General features: G+C 55.8%; 20 protein-coding genes. 4 read left to right on the top strand and 16 right to left on the bottom strand.

What is annotated here, in order from left to right; all coding sequences use genetic code 11:
- Positions 1 to 36: 36 nt before the first annotated feature.
- From LG301_RS01460 to LG301_RS01445, 4 genes are all read right to left on the bottom strand, one after another.
- Positions 37 to 2655: an EAL domain-containing protein gene (locus LG301_RS01460; protein ID WP_404472792.1), complete on the bottom strand. Its 2619-nt coding sequence runs from the start codon at positions 2653 to 2655 to the stop codon at positions 37 to 39.
- 5 nt (positions 2656 to 2660) lie between these two features.
- Positions 2661 to 3332, bottom strand: a complete 672-nt coding sequence (locus tag LG301_RS01455; RefSeq protein ID WP_404472790.1) for a glutathione S-transferase — start codon at positions 3330 to 3332, stop codon at positions 2661 to 2663.
- Between the two features lie 205 nt (positions 3333 to 3537).
- The gene (locus tag LG301_RS01450; RefSeq protein ID WP_404472788.1) at positions 3538 to 4116 is read right to left on the bottom strand and encodes an antibiotic biosynthesis monooxygenase; all 579 of its coding nucleotides are present in this window, start codon (positions 4114 to 4116) and stop codon (positions 3538 to 3540) included.
- 128 nt (positions 4117 to 4244) lie between these two features.
- The gene (locus tag LG301_RS01445) at positions 4245 to 4472 is read right to left on the bottom strand and encodes a DUF2835 family protein (protein WP_404472786.1); all 228 of its coding nucleotides are present in this window, start codon (positions 4470 to 4472) and stop codon (positions 4245 to 4247) included.
- A gap of 199 nt (positions 4473 to 4671) precedes the next feature.
- Here LG301_RS01445 and LG301_RS01440 point away from each other — a divergent pair, with 199 nt between their 5' ends.
- A complete protein-coding gene (locus LG301_RS01440; RefSeq protein ID WP_404472784.1) occupies positions 4672 to 5271 on the top strand; it encodes a putative metalloprotease CJM1_0395 family protein in 600 nt (199 codons plus the stop codon).
- A 63-nt stretch (positions 5272 to 5334) separates the two neighbouring features.
- Here the strand turns inward: LG301_RS01440 and LG301_RS01435 are convergent, their stop codons facing one another.
- The 8 genes from LG301_RS01435 to LG301_RS01400 form a co-directional block, all read right to left on the bottom strand.
- Positions 5335 to 7050 carry a putative bifunctional diguanylate cyclase/phosphodiesterase gene (locus tag LG301_RS01435; RefSeq protein WP_404475131.1) on the bottom strand — a complete coding sequence of 572 codons (1716 nt, stop codon included), beginning with the start codon at positions 7048 to 7050 and terminating at the stop codon, positions 5335 to 5337.
- A gap of 287 nt (positions 7051 to 7337) precedes the next feature.
- Positions 7338 to 7817: a C40 family peptidase gene (locus LG301_RS01430; RefSeq protein WP_404472782.1), complete on the bottom strand. Its 480-nt coding sequence runs from the start codon at positions 7815 to 7817 to the stop codon at positions 7338 to 7340.
- Positions 7818 to 7892: 75 nt separating this feature from the next.
- Complete coding sequence (locus LG301_RS01425) at positions 7893 to 8522, bottom strand: histidine phosphatase family protein (protein WP_404472780.1); 630 nt, start codon at positions 8520 to 8522, stop codon at positions 7893 to 7895.
- 24 nt (positions 8523 to 8546) lie between these two features.
- Positions 8547 to 9362 (bottom strand): phosphonate ABC transporter, permease protein PhnE, encoded by an 816-nt coding sequence (gene phnE, locus LG301_RS01420; protein ID WP_404472779.1) that lies wholly within the window; start codon positions 9360 to 9362, stop codon positions 8547 to 8549.
- A gap of 57 nt (positions 9363 to 9419) precedes the next feature.
- Complete coding sequence (gene phnE, locus LG301_RS01415; protein ID WP_404472777.1) at positions 9420 to 10247, bottom strand: phosphonate ABC transporter, permease protein PhnE; 828 nt, start codon at positions 10245 to 10247, stop codon at positions 9420 to 9422.
- Positions 10244 to 11119: a phosphonate ABC transporter ATP-binding protein gene (gene phnC, locus LG301_RS01410; protein WP_404472775.1), complete on the bottom strand. Its 876-nt coding sequence runs from the start codon at positions 11117 to 11119 to the stop codon at positions 10244 to 10246. Before phnC ends, phnE (LG301_RS01415) begins: the two co-directional genes overlap by 4 nt.
- Before the next feature lie 123 nt (positions 11120 to 11242).
- Positions 11243 to 12208: a phosphate/phosphite/phosphonate ABC transporter substrate-binding protein gene (gene phnD, locus LG301_RS01405; protein ID WP_404472773.1), complete on the bottom strand. Its 966-nt coding sequence runs from the start codon at positions 12206 to 12208 to the stop codon at positions 11243 to 11245.
- Between the two features lie 103 nt (positions 12209 to 12311).
- Complete coding sequence (locus tag LG301_RS01400) at positions 12312 to 14066, bottom strand: bifunctional diguanylate cyclase/phosphodiesterase (RefSeq protein WP_404472771.1); 1755 nt, start codon at positions 14064 to 14066, stop codon at positions 12312 to 12314.
- 378 nt (positions 14067 to 14444) lie between these two features.
- On the opposite strand from LG301_RS01400, the gene LG301_RS01395 reads away from it, so the two are divergent.
- Positions 14445 to 16184, top strand: coding sequence for a methyl-accepting chemotaxis protein (locus LG301_RS01395; RefSeq protein WP_404472769.1), 1740 nt, complete (start codon positions 14445 to 14447; stop codon positions 16182 to 16184).
- A 23-nt stretch (positions 16185 to 16207) separates the two neighbouring features.
- Here the strand turns inward: LG301_RS01395 and LG301_RS01390 are convergent, their stop codons facing one another.
- Genes LG301_RS01390 through LG301_RS01375 form a run of 4 tightly spaced genes read right to left on the bottom strand, consistent with a single transcriptional unit; the run spans position 16208 to position 20585 of the window.
- Complete coding sequence (locus LG301_RS01390; RefSeq protein ID WP_404472768.1) at positions 16208 to 18124, bottom strand: alkaline phosphatase family protein; 1917 nt, start codon at positions 18122 to 18124, stop codon at positions 16208 to 16210.
- Between the two features lie 33 nt (positions 18125 to 18157).
- A complete protein-coding gene (locus LG301_RS01385; protein WP_404472766.1) occupies positions 18158 to 19522 on the bottom strand; it encodes a sensor histidine kinase in 1365 nt (454 codons plus the stop codon).
- Complete coding sequence (locus tag LG301_RS01380; RefSeq protein WP_404472764.1) at positions 19519 to 20193, bottom strand: winged helix-turn-helix domain-containing protein; 675 nt, start codon at positions 20191 to 20193, stop codon at positions 19519 to 19521. Before LG301_RS01380 ends, LG301_RS01385 begins: the two co-directional genes overlap by 4 nt.
- 11 nt (positions 20194 to 20204) lie before the next feature.
- The gene (locus LG301_RS01375; protein ID WP_404472762.1) at positions 20205 to 20585 is read right to left on the bottom strand and encodes a PepSY domain-containing protein; all 381 of its coding nucleotides are present in this window, start codon (positions 20583 to 20585) and stop codon (positions 20205 to 20207) included.
- Between the two features lie 155 nt (positions 20586 to 20740).
- Between LG301_RS01375 and LG301_RS01370 the strand changes: the two genes are divergently transcribed.
- Both LG301_RS01370 and LG301_RS01365 read left to right on the top strand, forming a co-directional pair.
- Positions 20741 to 21217, top strand: a complete 477-nt coding sequence (locus tag LG301_RS01370) for a PepSY domain-containing protein (protein WP_404472760.1) — start codon at positions 20741 to 20743, stop codon at positions 21215 to 21217.
- 201 nt (positions 21218 to 21418) lie between these two features.
- Positions 21419 to 22417 (top strand): DUF1853 family protein, encoded by a 999-nt coding sequence (locus LG301_RS01365; protein WP_404472758.1) that lies wholly within the window; start codon positions 21419 to 21421, stop codon positions 22415 to 22417.
- Positions 22418 to 22429: the final 12 nt, after the last annotated feature.

Genomic DNA, 22429 nt, shown 5'->3' with positions numbered 1-22429 from the left:
CCCGCGTTTAGCGCTCACAGTCGCTGCGCGGGCTTTTTAGGACTCCTCAAACAGATATTCGATGGGGGTCGGCCTACCCAGCAGGTACCCCTGGTAGCGGTAGCATCCATGACCGCGCAGCCATTCCAACTGCTCTTTCTTTTCGACACCCTCGGCCACCACGGTTAAACCTAGGCTAGCCGCTAGCAGAATTGTTGTATCGACAATGGCAGCGTCGGTCTTTTCGGTCAGCAGCTCACGAATAAACGACTGGTCAATTTTGAGTTCATCCAGTGGTAAGCGCTTTAAATAACTCAGCGACGAGTAGCCCGTGCCAAAGTCATCCAACGCAAAGCGTATGCCTTGGGCACGCAGTTTAAGCATGGTATTGCGTACCCGTGTCGGCTCCCGCATCAGCAAGCTTTCCGTTACTTCCAACACCAAACGATTGGGCGGCGCCTGGGTTTCGGCTAACAGCCCTTCCAAATCCCGCACAAACTCAGGCTGTTGAAATTGCACCGAACTGACGTTGACCGAAATCGTCAGTGATGCATAAGCAGGCTGAGAGGCCCACTTGGCCAACTGCTCACAGGCGGATTTAAGCACCCAATAGCCAATCGGTAAGATGAGGCCGTTCTCTTCGGCAATAGGAATAAAGGTCCCGGGCGATACCCAGCCCCGCTGGGGGTGGTACCAACGTAGCAGTGCTTCCACCCCGACCGTCACGCTGCGGTGGTCAACTTGCACCTGATAGTGAAGCGCCAACTCATGGCGCGCTAACGCATGATGCAGATCGCCTTCTAAACTCGCGCGTTCCAGTACGCTGGTTTGCATATCGTGATTAAAGAAACAGAGCTTATTACCACCCGCCACCTTGGCCTGCTGCAGGGCAATGTCCGCCTGCTGTAATACGCTATTCATGCTGTGGCCTGCCCCTTTAAATAGCGTAATACCGATACTTGCGCTGACCGGCAGCGCCCGGTCATTGCGCAGTTGGGACACCGCATCCAGCAACTTACTCGCGACACGCTCAGCGCTAATCGCTGCCACTTCTTGCTGCTCGCCCAGCGTATTTAACAGTACAACAAACTCATCGCTGCTGACCCGAGCGACGGTCGCTTCGTGAGTGGAATTATCAAGCGACTCCTGCAGGCGCACCGCAACATTAATCAGTAGCTGATCGCCGCTTTCGTGGCCATGGATATCATTCACCAAGCGGAAATTATCCAGGTCCATAATCAGCACGGCACTAAACGTCGATGTGTTGCTCTCTTGCTCAGTGACCAGCGCTAGAGAGTCCATCAACAGGCGTCGGTTTGGTAATCCCGTCAAGGCATCGTAAAAAGCCAAATGATGGGTACGCGACTGCATCTCCAGGTATTCCGTCAGCTCGGTTGAAATACCACAGATGCAAGGCGCTTCCCCTTTGCGCATCACAAGAGGCATTTTTATGGATAAAAACGTACGCACCTGCTCCTCCCCTTTGAGCAGGTTATGCTCTTCCAGCGTCGTTTTTTTGCCCGATGCCAATACCTGACAATCTATTTGATGCATTTCGGCGGCGCTTGCCGCATCAAAAAAAGCTTCGTCACGCTGACCAATAATTTTCTCAGCAGGGATGCCAAACAGCTCGCAAACCTGACGGTTAACGAAACGATACTCTAGGGAAGGCGATTTGATATAAATATGCGCATCGACACTGTCTAAAATGGTGGCCAATAGCGCCTCATGAGCAACAAGCTGCTCATAGTTGTCCACTACCCGGCGATTTAGCCGCACATTACGGCCTAACGCGAGTGCCAGGCAAAGCGTAAGTAAGCCAACCCCCCACCATACCCAAGTGGGCACCAGGGGAGAAGATGGAGTTGAGACGCGCCAAGCGCGTAATGTATCAAAATAGGGCGAGTTACTATCTTGCTTCCACGCTCTGAGCGTCGTGTCGATAGGCGCTAGTACGCGATCAGCAGCCTGATAAGATGCTGCATAAAATAGCTGTGCTGGCTGGAAAACAATCGGGGTCTCACGCAGGCCATATTCGCGGGCTCGCCAGTCACCGTATAAGTGATTTGACGCCACCAGATCCGCCTCGTCATTTGCAACGGCTTCAAAGCCCTCTGAAAAACTGTTCACAGAGACCCACGTTACCGGAACATTAAAGCGCTCGGTAACAGCCGCTAAGTAACGTTGCTGTATAGCATCTTCAACTACCGCCACGCGCATCTGAGCCAGATCTAAAATCGCCTCAACGCTCATTTCTTCACGCTGATAGAGCAGTGACCAACTGTGCATCACCGGTTCGTTATGGAAAGCAACGCGCTGAGCGCGCTCTTCACTCCACGCGACATCCGGCAACAGGTCAATGTCACCCCGCTCAAGCAGTGTTAAACAGTGTGAAAATTCACAGTGAAAGGTCTCTAACTGCCACTGCTGCTGCTCAGCGATTGCGTCGAGCAACTCACCCAACACACCGCGCAGCTGGCCTTGGTTATCAGCAAACAGCTTCGGCGGATTATGGTAAACCCCAACACGCAAAGCCTCATTCGCGAGTCCAGCAGGAGCCCACAAACAGGTGCCTAGCACCATGGCGCCGGTAAGCCTGCGGCATGGTAAGCACCTAACCCCACACCTAGTGCGCGAAACGCGAGCGCCGAAGAGTTGCCGCCTGCGCGATATCATCGGTCCTACTCACCGGGCATGGTGAGCGGGCCAGCACGCGCCACGACGCGTTGCCAAGCAGCGTCATGCTCGATACGATCCACAAATGCGGCAATATGCGGATACTTTTCCAGCGACTGAGTCGCCGCTACCGCTTGCAGCGGGAAACTCATTTGAACATCAGCACCGCTTGGCCAGTCTCCGGCAAAGTTACCCTTTGACCCCAAGTGCGAGTTAATCACGTCTAGATGCTGATTCATTTGCGGCTGAATAAAACGCTGGCGCACCGTTGAGCTAATGCCTTTCGCCAGGGGCTTGATCAACCAAGGCGACTGTTTAGGAATTTGGCTAAATACTAAGCCCATCACCAGCAGCGGCATTAAGGAGCCTTCGGCATAGTGCAACCAGTAACGATAATCTACCCAGTCATTCGTATCAGCCTCCGCTGGCTGCAAGCGCCCTTCACCATAACGGCTGATAAGGTAATCAATAATAGCCCCAGACTCAGCAACGGTAAGATCGCCATCGGTAATGACAGGAGATTTACCCAGCGGATGGATTTTTTTCAGCGTATTTGGCGCCTGCTGGGTCTTACTATCGCGTTGATAAACATGAACTTCATACGCAACGCCGAGTAGTTCAAGAAGCCATAAAACTCGGTGGGAACGAGACTTTTCCAGATGGTGGACGTGAATCATAAACACTCCATAGGGCGTACTTGTCACGCTGGCAAATTGCCAGCGCCAGTTATCCTTTTACTGCAAGCTTATATAGCGTAGCACCCTTGCAGCGTTGAACCCTATGGAAGTGTTAAGCAAAGCTTAGTTTTTGACTAAAGACAACTATTTGCACAATAGGAGTGCAAATAGCGCACCGTTTTGGCCACACTGACGCTCTACTTACTTATGCTTTGTGCTCGTGGCGCCACTTTGCCAAGAGATCAGCGAATGACCATTTACCCTGCAACCAGGGAGCCAATAAACGCATTGAAAGCGGGATAAACACAAACACCATCACCGGGGTAAGCATCAGCGTGCTAACGACTACCCGGGGAATCAGCGCCCACTCAGCGATCACACCTCCGAACAGCCATTGAAACAGCAGCGAGATGGGGAAAAATGCTAGCCAAACGGCCACCGCTTGTTTCCAGCGCGGTGGTGTGACGCCTGGATTCACCTGAAACCAGGCATCAAGCCCCGTCGCGCGATGCTCATGAGGCGCGTCATAAAGGTCTTTTCCACGGGCAAGCCAGGCGTGGCGTGAAGCGGAGTGTTCCCAGGCGTTTAGCGTCTCGCTACTGCTAAAGCGGAAGATAATTTGATACTCATCGTCATCTTTTGGCGGTGCCAAAACGCCTGACCCCAGGTATCCCGGAAAGTCAGCCGCTAGTTCACGGCCTTCATTTAACCAACGATTAAAGTCCTGATAGCGGCCATTCGCCACGCGGCGGGCCACCATTAAGGTGACAGGTGAGGCAGACATGGTATATCTCCTAAAAACACGACGGTCGTTGCCGGGTAGGCAGGCCGTTTACGGGAGGGCGGGTAAGCCCATTACATGTACCTCAGTATACATGCAATGTTAATGCCATGTGAGCACTGATAAAACGCTTAGCTGCTTGGGAGGCGTTGGATACTAACAAAACGCCCCTGGTCAGAAAACTCAAGTCGATAGATGCCCTGAACACCCTCTCTTGTTACAACACGGCGCAGCGCATCAGCAGGAAAGACCACCCAGCGGCCATCCACGCTTCGGGTGCGTACATTAGCGTAGCGCCCTTCATAGTGGGCCAAACATTCACTTTCAGAAAGATGTATCACCACATCGATGGCAGGCATAGGCACTCTTAAACAAGTAGCACTTAAAAATGATAAAGATAATAATAGAGCGGCTCTTGAGAGGACAGCACTCACCACGCTGAGGCGGTTAGATAACGCAGACGCTGGTTGAGAAAAATAGAATGCTATATTTGCGTACCGACACTGACTCGCTAATACTCAAGACTATCTGACACCTCTTATACGCCGGTAACTGCTTATGGAACTCTCCTCAATTAGTGCGTTTTCTGCTCAGCCCGTAGTGGCTAGAAGCTCATCAGCACCCGCTGTTAATGACGAAGAGCCGCAACCCAGCAAGCAGACCGGCGACACCTCACAGGTGAACGAGGACGATAGCCGCACGAGCGACACTGCTGGCCCTACACGGGCAGACGGCACGCCGATGGCGCCTGAAGAAATTCAGTATTTAGAGCAGCTAAAGCAGACCGACCGCGCAGTGCGCCAGCATGAAATGGCCCACCAGATAGCGGGCGGCGCTTATACCGGTGGCGCCTCTTATGAATACGAGTTAGGGCCTGATGGCAAGCGTTACGCGGTGGCGGGCGAAGTCCCCATTGACTACGGCAAAGTGCCAGGTGACCCGCAAGCTACCATTGAAAAAATGCAGACAGTCATTGCGGCCGCATTAGCTCCAGCAGACCCGTCGCCTAAGGACTTGCAAGTTGCAGCCCAAGCGCGGCAGTACCTGCTTGAAGCAAAGCTAGAAGCCGCGATGGTACAGAGTGAAATGAACCAAGCGCGTAGCGGTGCCTATGGTAACGACCCTATGGAAGCACCCGCTACCGAACAAGCCGCTTAATTGCGATGCCGGTAGCCCATACGGCACGGCATGCTATTCCCGTGGGGTTTAATGCCGTGTGACTCACTGCAGTGTGGTGAGTTGACGCCAATCGTCGCGTAGGGGCCAATGAGACAGCCAACCTATCATCGCCTCGGGCGGCATAGGGCGCGCTATGCCATACCCTTGCGCCAATTCGCAACCCAGCCCCATCAAGGCTTTCGCATGCTCAAGGGTTTCCACACCTTCTGCGAGCATAGGCCGCTGAAAGCGGTTAGCCATGTAAATCACGCTTTCCACAATCGCCATATCATCTTGGTCAGTCAGCATATCGCGGACAAAGCTTTGATCAATTTTAATTAAATTTACCGGCAGCTGACGAAGATGCGTGAGCGAGGAAAAGCCAGTGCCAAAATCGTCTATCGCAAAGCTCACCCCTAACGCCTGACAGCGCGCCATATTTTTAAGCGCTGCTTGCGTATCGTGCATAGCCGCGCTTTCAAGCACTTCAAGCTTAAGCATGTCAGGCGCAATCGCAGGATACATTGCCAGCAGTGCCGCTAGTCGCTCACTGAAATCTTTAATTAATAAATGTGTGGGGCTAATGTTGACGTTGATTGGCAGTGCAATACCGACTTTTTGCCATTCGGACAGCTGCTGCAACGCCTGTTTAATCACCCATTCGCCAAGATCAACTTCTAGTGGCGTGGCGTCAATAATGGGTAAAAACGCGGCCGGAGAGAGCAGCCCGTCAGTAGGGTGCTGCCAGCGAATCAATGCTTCCACCCCCACTACGTGGCCGCTGGCCATATCCACCTGAGGCTGATAAAACAGGCGAAGCTCGTTGTGGTTAAGGGCGTCCATAAAGCGCTGGCGCTGCTCATGGCGCACTTGCAACAGCCGATCTTGGGTGGGGTCAAAAAAGTGGTAGGTATCCCGCCCCCGCTGCTTTGCTCGGTACATCGCTTGGTGCGCATGGCGCAGCAGCACATCGCCCTGGGCATGGTCGTTCGGGTAGTGTGTGATACCCAAACTCGCGGTGAGATAGATACTTTGACCATCGATGAGCAGCGGTTTCCGGATCGTGGTCAACAGCTTCTCAAAAAAGTGCTCGTCATCGCCGTGATGCAGTAGCAGCACAAACTCATCGCCCCCCACCCGTGCCAGTACGTCATCGCCAAACAGCAGGTGACCAATACGCTGTGCGAAGGTGGAGAGTATGCTATCGCCGACGTCGGAGCCTAGCTGGTCGTTAACCGTCTGAAAGTGGTCAATATCCAGCGAGCATATTGCCAGCGGTCGCTGTTTGGCTTCCGCATGCTGAATCGACTCCTGAATTAACTGGGTGAGTAATTGAAGGTTGGGTAACCCGGTCAGCGCATCAAAAAACACTTCACGGTTCAGGTGGCGTGCGTGAGCAGGAATAGCGGAAAGGTCTGCCAACACAATAACGTGATGATCAACATGTCCCTGTTCATTGCGTACACGATTTATCGACATCATCCCCGGGTAGTGCTGGCCGTCGTGGCTGCGGTAACTTACTTGCGATTTACTACGGTCACGCAGCTGCTTCTCTTCATGTATAAAACGCTTGGTGCGACTTTCATCCAAGGATAAAGAGCTGAATACTTCCGGAGTTTTATCTTTGACCTCTTCCTCAGACAGGCCCGTTAATTCACAAAACGCAGGGTTAACAGCGACTATCCGGTTATCTGCGTTGGTAATGATGATAGCTTCGTTGGCAAAACAGAAGACTGTTTCAGTAGGGCATACTGCATCATTAGTAGGCGCAACGGGCATAACATCAGACGGGAAAAGTGACGATTTTGTATGAGAGGAGTGTTGAGACAAGGACTTTACCTCTGTGGGATACAAGGATTGAAGCATCAGCCTTAGCCCCCATTGTTTTTGGTAGTTAAATTTCGCCACAAACAGGCAAAAGCAGGCCCTCCCTAGTACAGCTTTACCTAAAACGAAAAAATATTTAATCATATTAACACTGCATGGCGCATCAGAAGCCAAGCAAAAATTAATGCTTTCGACTAACGGTTCAACCTGCTAAACAATAGGGTGGCTTGCTGCAACTATTAAGGCGCAGGCGCCGCGGCTCCCAAAAAGCGCTGCTGCCAGTAGTCGATATCCAGCGGCACGCTAACCACGGCGCGACCGCTGCCGGGGGCGTGAATCATCTGGCGATTACCGCCATAGATCCCCACATGGGTGGCTTTGTTGCCATCGCCGAAAAATAGCAGATCACCGGGGCGAGGCGCATTGACCTGGGGAAGCGCACGGAACTGGGCGTCAGCGGTGCGGGGTACACGAATACCTGCGGCACGGTAGGTCATTTCGACTAACCCAGAGCAGTCCAAGCCATCCGGCGAGCTGCCGCCAAAGCGGTAGGGTGTGCCAATCGCCTGCTGCGCATGGGAAAGAATCAGCGCGCGCTCCATCGAGATGCCTGTCGACGGGCTGGGCGCAGGCGCCATGGCAACGTCTTTACCGGCGCATCCCGCCAAGAACAGCAGGGTAAATAGCGCAAAAAACGGTGAAAAGCGGGTGAACGGCATGGCAACGCTCCAAGTCAGCCTAGTGATCTTATCATGGCCTAAGCGCCGCTGACCCGCTACTGCTTCCCGCGAGCGTTAACGCCCTACCCACTCGATAAAGGTGCTTTCGCCCAGAGCATGGCGTTCGTGGCGTAATCGGCTCATCGCCGCGTAGGGCAAATCCATCACCAAACCATTGCGTAACGGCTGCTCTAACACTTGGCGCAGCAGCGCGTTGCATACGAACAGGTGCGCTACCACCAGCACATGCTTACCAGGAGGATTGGCCAGAAGCTGCTGCCAGGATTCGCTAACCCGCGCATCTAGCTCGGCGAGGGTTTCACCGCTGGGTGGCGCGCTGCGATCAGGGTCGTGCCAGAAAGCACTCATCTGCTCACTGCCTTCCTGTTCGTACACCTGGGCGTAAGTTTTCCCTTCCCACTCGCCTAGGTGCAGCTCAGCAAGATCATCATCGACTTGTACCGGCACATCAAACTCTTCCCCTAACCACAGCGCAAATTCGCGACACCGTAGCAGAGGCGAGCTGATCACCGCATCGTAGGGTGGCCTGCCATCCACAGTGTGGCGCATCACCGCATCGGTCATCTGCTTCCAGCCCGTTTCACTCAGCGGATGGTCGGTGCTGCCACGCAACATGCGCCCGCCCACCGGTTCACCGTGGCGCATAAGGTCAATAGTGGTGATATCGGCATGTGGAAAGCGCATGGCGGTTCTCCTGTGTTGAATGGGTTAAATAATGGCGTGACGCACGCGGGCAGAAACCCACTCCGATACCAGCACCGTGGCGAAAATCAGCACGAAAATAACGCTCACCTGATTCCAGGCCAGGCTGTTGATCGAGGCATTCAGCTGCAGGCCGATACCGCCAGCGCCGACCAGCCCCAGCACCGTCGATTCACGGATATTGATGTCCCAGCGGTACACGCTGATGCCTGCAAAGGCGGGCATGACTTGCGGCAGCACGCCGTAGTTCATCACCTGCAGGCGGCTAGCACCGGTGGCGCTGATGGCTTCCACAGGCGTGGGGTGAATCTCCTCAATGGCCTCATAGAGCAGCTTGCCCACAAAGCCAATCGAGCGCAGCGCGATGGCGATGATGCCCGCCAGCACGCCAGGGCCAAGAATAGTCACCAGCAGCATGGCCCAGATAAGCGAATTAATGGAGCGCGACGAGACAATAATCGTCAGCGCCAAGCTGCGCACGAGCGGATGTGGCGTGGTGTTGCGCGCAGCCAAAAACGCCACGGGGAACGCCATTATGATACCCAGCGCAGTGCCCAGCGTGGCGATATTGATGGTGTCCCACATGGGTTTCCACAGCTGGCTGGCATACTCCCAGCGCGGCGGCATCATACGGCTAATCAGGTCGCTGCCCTGACGGCCAGCGTCTTCGACAAACACCCACATAGTGTTGTCAGAGATCACTTTCCAGCAGAGCAAGAACAGGCTAACGCCCGCCAGCCAGGCAAGGTACTGCAGCCACTGGGCGCGGGTGGTGCGCCGCTGCCACTGCGGCACGCCTTGGGGGGAAGTTGAAACCGGCATGAAGAATTCCTTTGGCATAAAGGCCGTACGAAAAGGGTTGGCAACAAGCGTGCGGCGCTACTGCGTCCAACGACGCACATGACTAGAGGCGTACTCACTCATCAGCACAATGGCGATGATGATCAGCAGAATGGCGGCCGACGTGCCGTACTCGTAGCGGCTGAGCGATGTGTTGAGCGTCGCGCCAATACCGCCGGCCCCGACAATGCCGATCACCGACGACTCGCGGAAATTGATATCCAGCCGGTACATAGAAAGCCCGATCAAACGCGGCATCACCTGCGGCTGCACGGCGTGGTTCATGGTTTGCCACCAGCTCGCGCCGGTGGCGCGCACGGCTTCTACCTGCTTCCAATCGAGGTCTTCAATATCTTCCGCCAGCAGCTTGGCCATAAAGCCGATGGTGGCAAACGCCAGCGTGAGCATGCCCGCAAAGGGGCCAAAGCCGAACATCACCACAAACAGAATGGCGATAATAATCTCTTGAAAGGTGCGCGAGACGGCGATGATGGCCCGGCATACCGCGTAGATCGGCAAGGGAGCGATATTTTTGGCCGCGCCCAAGCCCACCGGGATCGCTAGCAAAACGCCGATGACGGTTGAGGTCAGCGTCATGGTGAGACTTTCCATCAAGCCCGCCAGAATATCGCTTTGACGGCTAACAAAATCCGGCTGCAAAAATGCGCCGAGAAAGTTCAGCGCGCGCCCAGAGCCTTCTGCTACCCGTGCCCAGTTCACCTCCACCGAGGCCAGCGCCAGCATCAGGTAAACCACGCTACCCAGCGCTAGCGCCCAGCGCAGGCGGCGGCTCTCAATCAGCGGCAGCCGCCGCCACCGGCCTTGGCGGGCGGCCTGCTGGCGAGCCAGCGCGTCTGTCATACTCATTGTGCGCCTCCACTCGCTAGGCGGTTTTGGCGAGGCGTGTGTTGCGCGCTGGGCACCTGCTGCGACGCGGCATGAGGGGTGGGCACTTCATTCTCGTCTTCGTCATCGTCGGCGGGTTCGGGCGTCGTGTCCCAATCCTCTTCACCGTAAATAGTGGTCAGCATCTCGCTGGTCAGCTCGCTGGGCTTACCGTCGAAGACAATCTCCCCGGCACGCAGCCCGACGATGCGGTCAGCAAACTGCTGAGCAAGCGCCACATCGTGGATATTGATGATGGCGGCCAGCTCGCGTTCAGCGCACAGCTCGCGAATCAGGCGCATAATTTGGCGCGAGGTTTTCGGGTCCAGGCTCGCAGTGGGTTCATCCACCAGCAGCAGCTTGGGGCTTTGCAGCAGCGCCCGGGCAATACCTACCCGCTGGCGCTGACCGCCAGAGAGCGCATCGGCGCGCTTATCAATGGCGTGCGGCAGGCCAACGCGCTCTAGCAGGCGAAACGCTTCTGCCACGGCTTCCTGGGGGTAGCGGCGTAAGAAGCTGCGCCAAAACCCTACATAGCCCAGCTGGCCAGAGAGCACGTTTTCCATCACGCTCAGGCGATCCACCAGCGCGTACTCCTGGAAAATCATCCCCATGGAGCGGCGCGCGTGGCGCAGACGACTGCCGGAGAGCTTGGTCAGCTCTACTTCTTCCAAGCGAATGCTGCCTTGAGTAGGTTCGACCAGACGATTCACGCAGCGAATCAGGGTGCTCTTCCCTGCGCCAGATGGGCCAATCAGGGCCATCACCTGCCCTTTCGGCAGCGAGAGTTGGATATCGGTCAGCGCACGGTCGCCGGTAGGGTAACGTTTGCCAACGCCGGTGAGTGTCAACATGAAAGGTGCCTCAGTCTCTTATGCATCCGTGCTTGCATTCACAAGCACTTATCTAATGGCTATATAGCGGCTCGGCCAGGAGGACGCCCTCCTGGCCGAGAAAATCATCGCGCGATGGCTGAGTTAATCGCAGTCGTACGTCACGCCGTTGGCCTCGGCGATAGTACGAATGACCGACCAGTTCTCTTGATAGGTGATCGGAATGAACTGGGCTTCACCGGAGTTGGCAAACTCTGCTTCCAGCGCAGTGCCTTCCCAGTCGTAGCTGAAGAACGCGTCCTGAATCTGCTGGGCAAGCTCTGGGTTCAGGTTGTGCGCCAAGCCGTAGGCCGTGGTGGGGAAGGTTTCCGAGGTGTAGATGACGTTGTAATCGCCTTCGCTCACCACATCGCGTGACAGCATGCGCTTGGCCACAGAGTTAGCAATGGCGGCCGCGTCGTAGTCTTTGTTCACTACGCCCAGGATGGAGTTGTCGTGGGAGCCAGAGAACGCTGTCTCGAAGTCTTCGCCCGCTTCCAGGCCGTACTCAGAGCGCAGCAGCGCGGAGGGGGCGCGGAAACCGGAGTTGGACGTTTCGGAGGTGAACGCCAGCTGACGACCGGCTAAATCTTCCACCGACTCAATGCCGCTATCGGGGTAGGTGATGATTTCCATCTCATAGCCGAAGCTGCCGTCTTCAGCGGCCATCATGGCAAAAGGACGGAAGCCGCCGCAATTAACCGCCACCGGCACGCCGCCGGTGTTAAAACCCGCTACGTGGAGACGACCGGCGCGCAGCGCTTCCTGCTGGGCAGCGTTAGACTGTACCGGGAAGAACTGGACGTTTTTACCGGTCGCATCGCTCAAGTGATCCAGGAAATCGGCCCAAACGTCGGCATAAACCGCGGGGTCTTCTACCGGCGTGTAAGCAAATACCAGCGTATCTGGGTCGGCCCACTGCGACTCATCGCTGGGTATGTCGGCGATCATGTCACCGTCGTTGTCCGTATAGCGCGAGGAGAGATCAGCCGAGGCAGTCACCGCTGCCAGTGCAAACGTGCCGACGACGGCGGCGCTCAACAGCGTACGAGAGAAAGAGAGTGTGTGCATGGATCACCTAAACGGGTTGTGAAACGTTAGGCGTCATCATGATGCCAAGATATGACAGCGGCGGGACACTCTTATGACGGCTAGGTGACGAATAAGTGACGCGTTAATGACAGTCAACCACGCGTCCGCCGCGCCGCTCTACGAACAGGCTGTTACCCGCGATTTTCTTAGCCTGATGCTTGAGTTCCGAAAGCTGTGCGGCGATATCCAGCGCCTTGCAGGGAGCCGGGTCGGTGATCGGCTTAACCGCAATCGAGACGCTCACAAAGGGAAAGAACGTGACACCTCCCTGGCGGCTCTCAATGGAAATCCCTCCCTGCAGGCGGTCATGCTCTTCGTAAAAACCAGGCGCCATCACTGCAAAGGAGTGGAGAATCTGCTGGCACACGCTTTCCCAGTGCTCCAGCGGCAGCAGCATCATAAAGTCGTCGCCGCCAATATGGCCGATAAAGCCCCCCGCGCTCTCCACCTGGGCCTGCAGCAGGCGCGATAGCGAAATAATCACGTGGTCGCCACGGGCGTAGCCATAGGCATCGTTAAACGCTTTGAAGTTGTCCAAATCCACGTAGGCCGCTGCAAATCCGCGGCCTTGAGCCAAATAGGAGGCCAGGGTTTCATTAATCAGTATGTTGCCGGGCAGCCCAGTGAGCGGGTTGGCATGGCGCGCTTGGCGCACTTGAATCGCGGTAATTTCCCGCAGCAGGTCGACGATATTGCCCATACCAAGGTAGTGACCGTCGCTGCCGACGATCACGAAATCTTCCTGCTCGATGTCGCGGCTGTCGGTGAGCTGCTGGCTCAGTGCCTCCAAGGAGAGCTCCGCCTCTGCCACGATCATTTTGGGGTCGGCGATCTCCAACACGCGGCGTTTGGCGTACAGCGCGTGGCTGTACTGGTTAGTGAACAGCGTTAGAAAAGCGTTGCGTCGCACCACCGCCACGGGCACGCCCTCTTCGATCACCGCCACGCAGCGCAGGCGGGGGTCTTCGCGAAAGCGCTCGGCCAGTGCGGGCACCGAGCAGGTGGCCGACACGCTCTCAATGGGCCTTAAAATAGAGTGCGCGGTGCGCCCCGCAGGGCTTTTAAGCTGGGTAGTGGCAGGCAGCAGCGTATTAAGCTGCATGGGCGGCTCAAGGCTTGGCCGAGCAAAGTAGAACCCTTGCAGCAGCGCGAGGCCTCGGTCTAGCTCCCACAGGCAGAGATGCTCGGCGGCCGTCTCGACCCCCTCGGCAATAAGCTGGCAGTCGAGGCTGCGCGCCACGTCTAAAATAGAGCGCAGAAACTCCCGCTTGGCAGGCTCTTTATCAATCCCCGAGATAAAATGGCGGTCGAGTTTAACGAAATCGGGCCGCAGCTCCGACCAGTGGCGCAGGCTCGAATGCCCCGCACCCAGGTCATCCAGCGCCACCTGAAACCCCATATCGCGGTAGTGGTCCACCGCTTGGCGCATCAGTTCGTAGTCGTGAATCGGCACGTGCTCGGTCAGCTCAATGACCACCCGCTCAGGGGGCAGGCCGCTCTCTTGAATAAAGCGCATCGTCAGCCCCTCGCGGAAGTCACGCTCCACGATGGTCAACGGCATCACGTTGAGAAACAGCAGTCCCGGCAGCTCAAGCTCGGCAAACCGGCGAATGGCGAGCCGTCGGCAGAGCAGATCCAGCTCGACCAGCAGGCCAGCCTGGGTCGCTACCTCAAATAACCGCAGCGGCGAGTGAAGCGGGGACGTTTTTGGCCCGCGAATCAGCGCTTCATAGCCGTAAATAGCCTGCTGGTTGGCGTCTACAATAGGTTGGAACAGCACGTGCAGCTCTTCTGCCGCAATAATGTGATTTAGCCACTGCGCTTCTTGTGCGGTCATATACTTGCTGCCCTATCAAACGTCGACTATCCCTATGACATGTAACGCGCCATAAGGAGGGTATCTGGGCGGCAAGCGTGCGTTATTTTTGTGACATCAATGTGACAACCCACTGTGCAACAGCCCGTGCAGCGCTCAAACGTGCACCACCACGTGGAACGGATATACCTAATCGATGGCTTAAGGGTTAGTGAACGCAAGCCTTCGCAACAACATGTTATTTAATGCGTTATATTCTTGCTATATGCAAATTAACGGTTTAAATTTTTAAAAAATTATACAAAAGCTCCCTCCCCTGGAAACTCGTGTCACTTAGAAATAGTTCTGAAGAATAGTTCTAAAGAATAACTCTAAGGAATAGCCCTAAGGAATGGTTCTATGCGCGATAACGAGCTGGTTAGCCAGCGGGAGTACCCTCTCGATGAGGATGCCGTCTTAATTTCAAAAACGGACAAAAAAGGGCATATTCTTTACGCTAATCAATCATTTATTGACGTTAGCGGATATGAGTACGAAGAGCTTTATCGAGCGCCCCATAAGATTGTCCGCCACCCGGATATGCCCGAGCTTGTCTTCAAGGATATGTGGGATAACTTGAATGCAGGTAAATACTGGTCGGGACTGGTTAAAAATCGGCGTAAAAACGGTGACCACTACTGGGTGCGCGCCAATGTGGTGCCGCTTCGGGAAGCCGGCAAAGTAACGGGGTTTTGCTCAATACGCGTCAAGCCTGAGCGTGAAGACGTTGAGCACGCTGAAGCCGCTTACCGCGATATACGCGAACAGAAAGGCCGCTTTTTCGTTAAGCACGGGGTGGCTTACCGCCGAACGCTTCGCCAACGCTTACTACCTGTTAACTTCGCGAGCATGCGCGTCCGCACCGCCTTGTTTAGCCTTGTGAGTGCAGGCGTGGTTAGCGGATTAGGTATTGGCGCGGCGGCCACGATTTACTCGCTCTCACCAGGAAGCGTCGCTGCTCCCACCTTTTTAACGCTTGGCCTGGGTGCTGGGCTGATGGTGGGCGCATACCAATGGCTAAGCGGTTTACGTACCCGCCGCTTTATGTATAGCGCCAACGACTTTGCGCTTCAGCTTGCAGCAGGCAATCTCGCGGCAGATATTCCTACCATCGGCCACCGGGAGATGGACCAAACGCTTAAAACCATGAACTTTATGCGGCGCTCGTTAGACGCTCTTATTGGCGACCTTAATACGCGCGTTAGTCGGGTCGGTCCTGCTGTGGAGAGCATTGCTCTGGGTAATGATGATATGGCCTCGCGGCTTGAACAGCAGGCCAGCGCCGTACAGCAAACCGCCGCCAGCGCAGAAGAAATCTCCTCAACAGTGGCGCAAAGTGCTGACAACGCTATACAGGCGAGCAATGCCTCCATGGGCAACGTGGGTGAAGTCGATCACACCAGCCAAGTGATGAGCAGGCTGGCCAACGCTATGGACGACATCACTCAGCACGCGGATAAGATGGCAGGCATTGTCAGTACCATCGACACCATCGCCTTTCAGACCAATATCCTTGCACTTAACGCATCGGTGGAGGCCGCTAGAGCAGGCGAGCATGGGCGTGGTTTTGCGGTAGTCGCCGAGGAGGTTCGTAAATTGGCACGCCAATCGGCTGAGGCGGCGAAGCAAGTGCAGTCGTTAATCGACCAAGCGCGTGACAGCATCCACGGTGGCCAGACGCAGGCCAATGAAGCCACTGAGGCCATGGAGAAAATTCGCACGGCCAGCCATCAGGTAAATGATTTGATGGGCGAAATTACGGCGGCAGCCCGTGAACAGAGTCAGGGGATCAGCCAAATTAGCAGCGCTATCAATGAAATTGACCAGAGCACTCAGTCAAGCGCCACCAGCATGGGCAGCTATAAAGATGCAACCTCCGAGCTGACCGAGCAGATCCGCGGGCTTTCTCACAGTGCGATGGCTTTTTTAAACGAACAGGAGCGAAATAGGTACTCACAGGCACTGCCTAGTGCCAGCCACTCGTTCAGCACGCCCCGTTTAGACAACGCCTCCCACCCGCTTAATCAGCGCGCCCAACCAGCAATTGGCTCAGCCCAAGACAGCCAAAAGCAGTTAACACACGAATGGGAAGCCTTCTAGCGACGCTTACGCGCCTAGATAGGCTACCCACTCTCGGTCGGCGGCGGAAACACCACATCGCCGCCGCTCGCATCGAGCTGGCGAATATCCGTTGGGTGGCCACGCTCATCCAGGCTTACCAGCCCAATGCCACTGGCATTCCACAGCCGCTCACCGGCGCTGGCCCGATCCGGGTCGCGGGGGTGAATGCTCAGCTTACGGCGCTTGGTGAACCAGTTAAGTGGCGACAGCGGCGCATAGAGCCAACGGTTTAAGCGGTCAAAGGTATTCAGCAGCTGTTTGGGGAACGTATTTTTGATTCCACTGGAGGTCACTTGCCAAAGGTGCGGCGACTCTTTTTGACGGCGCACCACAATATCGTAGGCAAACGAGTAATGAACGTCGCCAGATAAGATCACGTAGTTACCCGGCGTTTTCGAGTGCCGCCAAATATGCAGCAGCACATTGGCAGCCCCGCGATGCGCCATCCAATTTTCTGCGTCCACCACCAGCGGTTTGCCTGCCAAGGTAAACAGCTTTTGAATAATCTCTATCAGCTTGACCCCGAACATCGGGGCTGGGGAAACAATAACAGCGCTTTTAGTCCCCAACAGCGCCTGCTGCATTTCCATCAGCGCTTCCCAGTCCATTAATCCCGAAGGGCGGTTGGGGTTTCTTTCGCTGCGCCAACGGCGGGTGCGCGTATCCAGCACGATTAATGCAGGCGTACCCGGCACTTGGTACTCCCAGCCCTGAAAGCGCAGCAGCTGTTCGATAAAACTATCCTGAGCGCTCGCGTTAAGCGGGCCTGCCCCTTCAAAAAGTGTCGACGCTTGAAGCAGCAGCGGATTGAGCTTCTCCGGGGCGTTGCCCCATCCCTGACACAATAGATAGGCCACCAACGCATTACCGATAATCCGCTTTGAAAACGGATGACCGTAGGCACAGCGCTCCCAGTCAGCCGTCAAGTTCCAGTCATCGGTAACATCATGATCATCAAAGATCATCAGGCTGGGAACGTGAGCCATTAGCCGTGCGCACTGGGGCAGCCCGGCAACAAAGTCATCAATCACCGCTTGCTCTTTCTGGTAGGTGTCTGCTTCTTTATCACCCAGCTCTGGCGGTTCAACGTCAATGAGCTGCCAGGGCGTCGGCGACCATACCAAGCAGTACATGGCGAGCATTTCCGCCAGTGTCATCAGGTGATTTTGCGCATTGGCAGAGGTAAATACGGGCTTTTTAACGCCACCAAAAAAACGCTCACGAAGCGCAGCATTGCTGGTCACATCCGGTAGCAGCGCTTCACGGTGATAATAGCTTTCGGGGGCGGCATAGAGCGCTTGACTGTCCTCTACCGTGGCACCCTCCAACCGCTCATCCACCAGTCCCAGGCGGGCGATCAGCCCATGCACCGCCCGCAGCATCGGGCCGGCAACGTCATCAACATAAACTTGGTCACCGGTCATCAGCAGCCAAGCGGGCCACTCTTTTGGGGAGGCTTGGCGTTCGGCCAACCACGTATCTGCCCGCACCAAGCCATCGGCGCTGTTGTGATGGGGCTTACGGCACGAACCGTGCATCAACCGGTGATGCCGAGAGGCCAGCACAAAGCCTGGGTACGACGCTCCCTCATGGCATAACCAGGGCGCCCAATCCGGCAGGCGCTGCCATTCGCCTTGCGCACTCTGCACCTGCAGATCGTAAGCAATTCGCTCATCGGTGGGCAGCGCGGCCGGCAAGTTCAGGTCAATAAAATAGAGATAGGCGTGCTGCCCAATCGCCAAGCACTGATGGGCGTTGTCTAACGCGTGGGCTTGCTGGTTCTCTTGCTTGGGATACAACACGAGCTGCATGGTCAGCGGCCGGGTCGCCACTAGCCATAGGGTAAGCCGTGACGGCGACAGCCGGCGCAGCAGTGGCCCTACGAGTACGTCCGGCAATGTCTTGGCGATGTGCGTCATGTCATTGTCCCTTGGTTAGGTCATGTATAGTGGCTACCGAGCAACGACAGGTAACTCAATAACCACCTCTAATCCCCCCGTCTGTGCACGCTGCAGCTGCATTTGCCCCTGATAGAGCGTGACAAGATCCGTTACGATGGCCAACCCAAGCCCACTGCCAGAACGTTGTTCGTCAAGACGCTTCCCCCGCTGTACGGCGGCTTGGTACTCCTGTGCCGACATACCTGGGCCGTCATCGCTCACCCGCAGCAACAGCTTTTGACCATCGGCTTGCAAGCTAATGCCTACCTCGGTTGTCGCCCAGCGAAGTGCGTTATCCAGCAAGTTGCCGACAATCTCCTGAAGATCTTGCCCATCCATATGAACGCGCATGCTGCTGTCCACGTTTTGCCCCAGGCGAATATGACGCCGCTGCGCCAGACGCGTCAGCCCGGCAATCAGCGCTGCCAGCGTATCTTGTACGGCAACGGGGGCAAAGCGCGCTCCCTCGCCAGCAGCGGATGCCCGCGCCAAGTGGTGGCGCACTGCGTTGTCGATGCGCGAAAGCTCTACCTCCCAATGCGCGCGGCTTTCGCTGGGCAATTGCTTAACAAGTAATCGCATAACGCTTAGCGGGGTTTTTAACGCATGAGCAAGGTTGCCGGCGGTATGGCGGCCTCGCTCAATTAGGCGCTGATCACGCGCAAGCACGGCATTCATTGATTCAGCGAGTGCCGCTAGCTCATTTGGCAGGCGGGTATCGAGCTGCTCAGCCTGCCCTTGCTCGACATCCCGAAGGTCGGCATTCATGCGTCGCAGCGGTGCCAGCCCCCAGCGCACCTGCAGCGCCAGCACACTCAATAGCAGCGCCCCCAGGCCCGCCAGCCCTAGCCATAACGCGTATTGAAACTGTTGAATACCGTCGCGTAAGGCGTCATCACGGGCGGCCACGCTCACATGCAGCGATGTTTCCAGCGGGGCAAGATAAATATCTCGTTCGACAATACGCAGCTGCTGGCCTCGCGGGCCAATCAGCGTGCGGGCCGATACGTTTCTATTATCGACAACCGGTAGGCGCTGATCCCATAGCGAGCGCGACGTTGCTGAAAGCTGGTCATGATCGGTAATTTGCCAGTACCAACCGGAATAAACCTGATCAAAACGCGGGTCACCTAGCGAGCGATCGAAACGTATCTGCTGGGCGACCGGGTCAAAGGTCACCCCCGCAATAATCACGTTCAGCGTTGTCTCTAAACGCTCATCAAAGGCATGAAGGGCTGATGTACGATAATAATGGGTAAGCAGCCAACCCGCTATGGGCAACGCCAGCACCACCATTAGCAGTGCCGCTAACAGGAGGCGCAGCGTAATCGAACGGGTTGACCAACGCTGCGCCCAGCGGGTAATCGCTGGCCTCATCCGTCGGAAGGCTCTTCAGCGAGTAAGCGATAGCCCTGACCGCGCAGCGTGGCAATCCGCCAGGCGCCTAATTTACGACGTAACCGACTCACTTGAACATCAATCACGTTGGAGTCGGGTTCGTGATCACGGTCATAAACATGCTCAGCAAGTTCGCTACGGCTAACCACGCGGGGGGCAGCGTGCATTAAGTAGCTGAGCAGACGCGTTTCCTGAGCAGTAACGCTAACCGGCCTGCCCGCCAGCGTGACATGCTGAGTGTGGGTATCTAGGCGTAATTCACCCACTTTCAAAACGGGGTGGGCATGGCCGTGGCTACGACGCACCAGAGCACGCAGCCGGAACATAACCTCGGCAGGTTCAAAGGGTTTCGTGACATAGTCATCAGCCCCTGCGGTAAAGCCCGCCGCTTTATCAGCCCAGCGCTCGCGTGCCGTTAAAATCAGTACCGGCAGATCAATACCGTCTTCACGCCATGCAGAGAGCCAGCGGGTGCCTTCACCGTCGGGTAGCCCCACATCAAGAATCACGGTGTCATAGGCTTCCGTGCGCACCAGAAAGTCTGCTTCCTGCCCATTTTCCGCATGCTCTACCAGCCAATCGCCTTCCCGTAGCGCTTGAATAAGCTCGCGGGCAAGCGCCTGGTCGTCCTCTACCAGTAAACACTTCATGAATCGCCACCTTATGGGCGGCGCATCTCATTAATGCGCACACCTTCTATTTTCATTAACTGCCCGCTATGACCATCAAACACAAACTCAACCACTTGATTCTGAGCACCCAGCAGCTTGATCTCATACTCCACGTGCCCGTCCTCACGCTCTATCTCTACTTCTATTACCTCGCCGATATAATTAGCCTCCAGCCAGTCAAGAATGGACTCTAGAGGGACGACGTCGCCTCGCCGCACTTCACTGTGCAACGCTTCCCAGTGCTTGTCACCCATGGCACTACCGGCCAGTGCCATGGCAAACACCGCGACAACGACGCTCACGGGCAGCGCCTTGCGCATGCGTGAAAGGCGCTGCCAATAACGTGAAAGAACTTGCGTGAGGGGCTTCATGTTCATCGTACTAGCATGCCTAAAGCAACATGAACGTTGGATGAATGGCTCTGTCAGCTTATGGAAAGAGCCGCGGTGTTATAACGGTGTTGTCTTATGACGCATGCGGTCTCATTCAACAGACGACGCCATTCAACACCAAGAAGGAATTTGATATGAACGCTCTTAAAAAAGTATTACTGATCCCAACCTCCGCGCTGCTGGTCACGGCGGCTGTAGGTAGCGTGCAAGCGGATACATTGCCGGTTGATCAGATTGATAGTGTGCTAACCCATGCCACTGACTATGGGTTCACCCATTACGAAGAGATCAGTATTAAAAGCCGAGGCCGTGCCGAGGTTGAAGGCTGGCTTGATGACGAGTGGTACGCTGACATTGAGTTTTCCATCGATAGCGGCGAACCCCTGCAGGAAGAGCGTGAGCGTCTCATTACCGGTGCTTGGGGCATGAGCGAAGATGATATTCGCCAGGCACTCGAAGTAGCTAGCCAAGAGGGCATGACGGAATTTGAAGATATTGATATTGATAAGCGCGGTATGATTGAGGTTGAGGGGCGAGACCAACAGGGCCGTGAGCTTGAGGTCAAACTTCGCCAAGGGTCTTTCCAAGTGGGCGACATTGACCGCGACTAGATGGTTTAGCACGTCTCAGCATTAACTAACGCACAGCATCATGCGGGCCAGCACGGCCCGCTTTTTTGTGTTATCGCGCAGCAATACAAAGGATGTCTTGTAAAGGTCGCTGTTAACGTCGCATGGTAATGTGCTTAACATAGCCATTAACCACCCAATGCGTACGCTCAGCAGGGACGCATGCAACCAGGGGAGTTGCCTTTGACGCTACCTACCACCACCGAAGGCGTCAGCGACCGTTTAGAACACGCGGTACTGCGTGATCTTGCGTGGTTGCTAGCCACGCCAGATTTGATTGAATTATCAGGCCCTAATACCTATCCAGGCAGGCCTACACGACAGGAGCTTGGCTTAGTCGATTCCGTTGATGACTGGCTGGCGCGCCTTTCGCCACTGGTAAATGCGCTAGATGGCAAGCTGGCGACGCGCATGGGGCACTACCATGAGCGGCTGTGGCACCTGATGTTAGATAACGCGCCCAACACACGACTGCTCGCCAGGAATCTGCGTATTACTCAGCGGCGCAATACCCTGGGCGAGCTGGATATGCTTTATCGAACGCGGAATAACCCTGACCCTATTCACCTGGAAGTGGCGATAAAGTTCTATCTCGGCCTACCAGAAGGGCCTGGGAATGCCACTAGCCAAAGCCGCTGGATTGGCCCTGGCGGGCTGGATAGCCTGGCGCTGAAATGTAGCCATCTTCGCCATCATCAGCTGCCGATTTCAGGTACGGCCAACGCGCAGGCGATCATCGCCCACTGGCTATCTCCTAGAGACCTCGGCCATGCCCCACCTCATTATCCGCTGACACAGCGACTCGCGATGCCCGGCGTTCTGTTTTATCCCTGGCACACAACGTTACCACCGCCCGTTGGGGCGACCATCGATCATCGGCGCGGTAAGTGGTGCTACTTAAGGGATTGGCCGACGCTTGCGGCCCAACAAAGCGAGGCGCTGAAAATGGCTTGGCTAGAGAAGCCTCACTGGCTAGCACCGCCGCCACTGCATGCGTTTTACGCTGCCAAGGACTATATGGCAGACGTCGCGCCACTGATCAACCGTTACGGGCCGCAGCAAGTAATGCTATACGACCCACAGGAAAGAGAGTTAACGGCGGAAAAGCCGCTTGAGCGGCTAGTGATCGTGCCTGATGACTGGCCACGCCAAGTGCCGCTCCCGCCCCGCGCTCGCGATTAAACAATCACCACG

The organism is Vreelandella venusta, assembly GCF_044809155.1.
Taxonomy (GTDB): Bacteria; Pseudomonadota; Gammaproteobacteria; order Pseudomonadales; family Halomonadaceae; genus Vreelandella; species Vreelandella venusta_B.
This window is presented reverse-complemented; position numbering and strand designations above follow the sequence as displayed.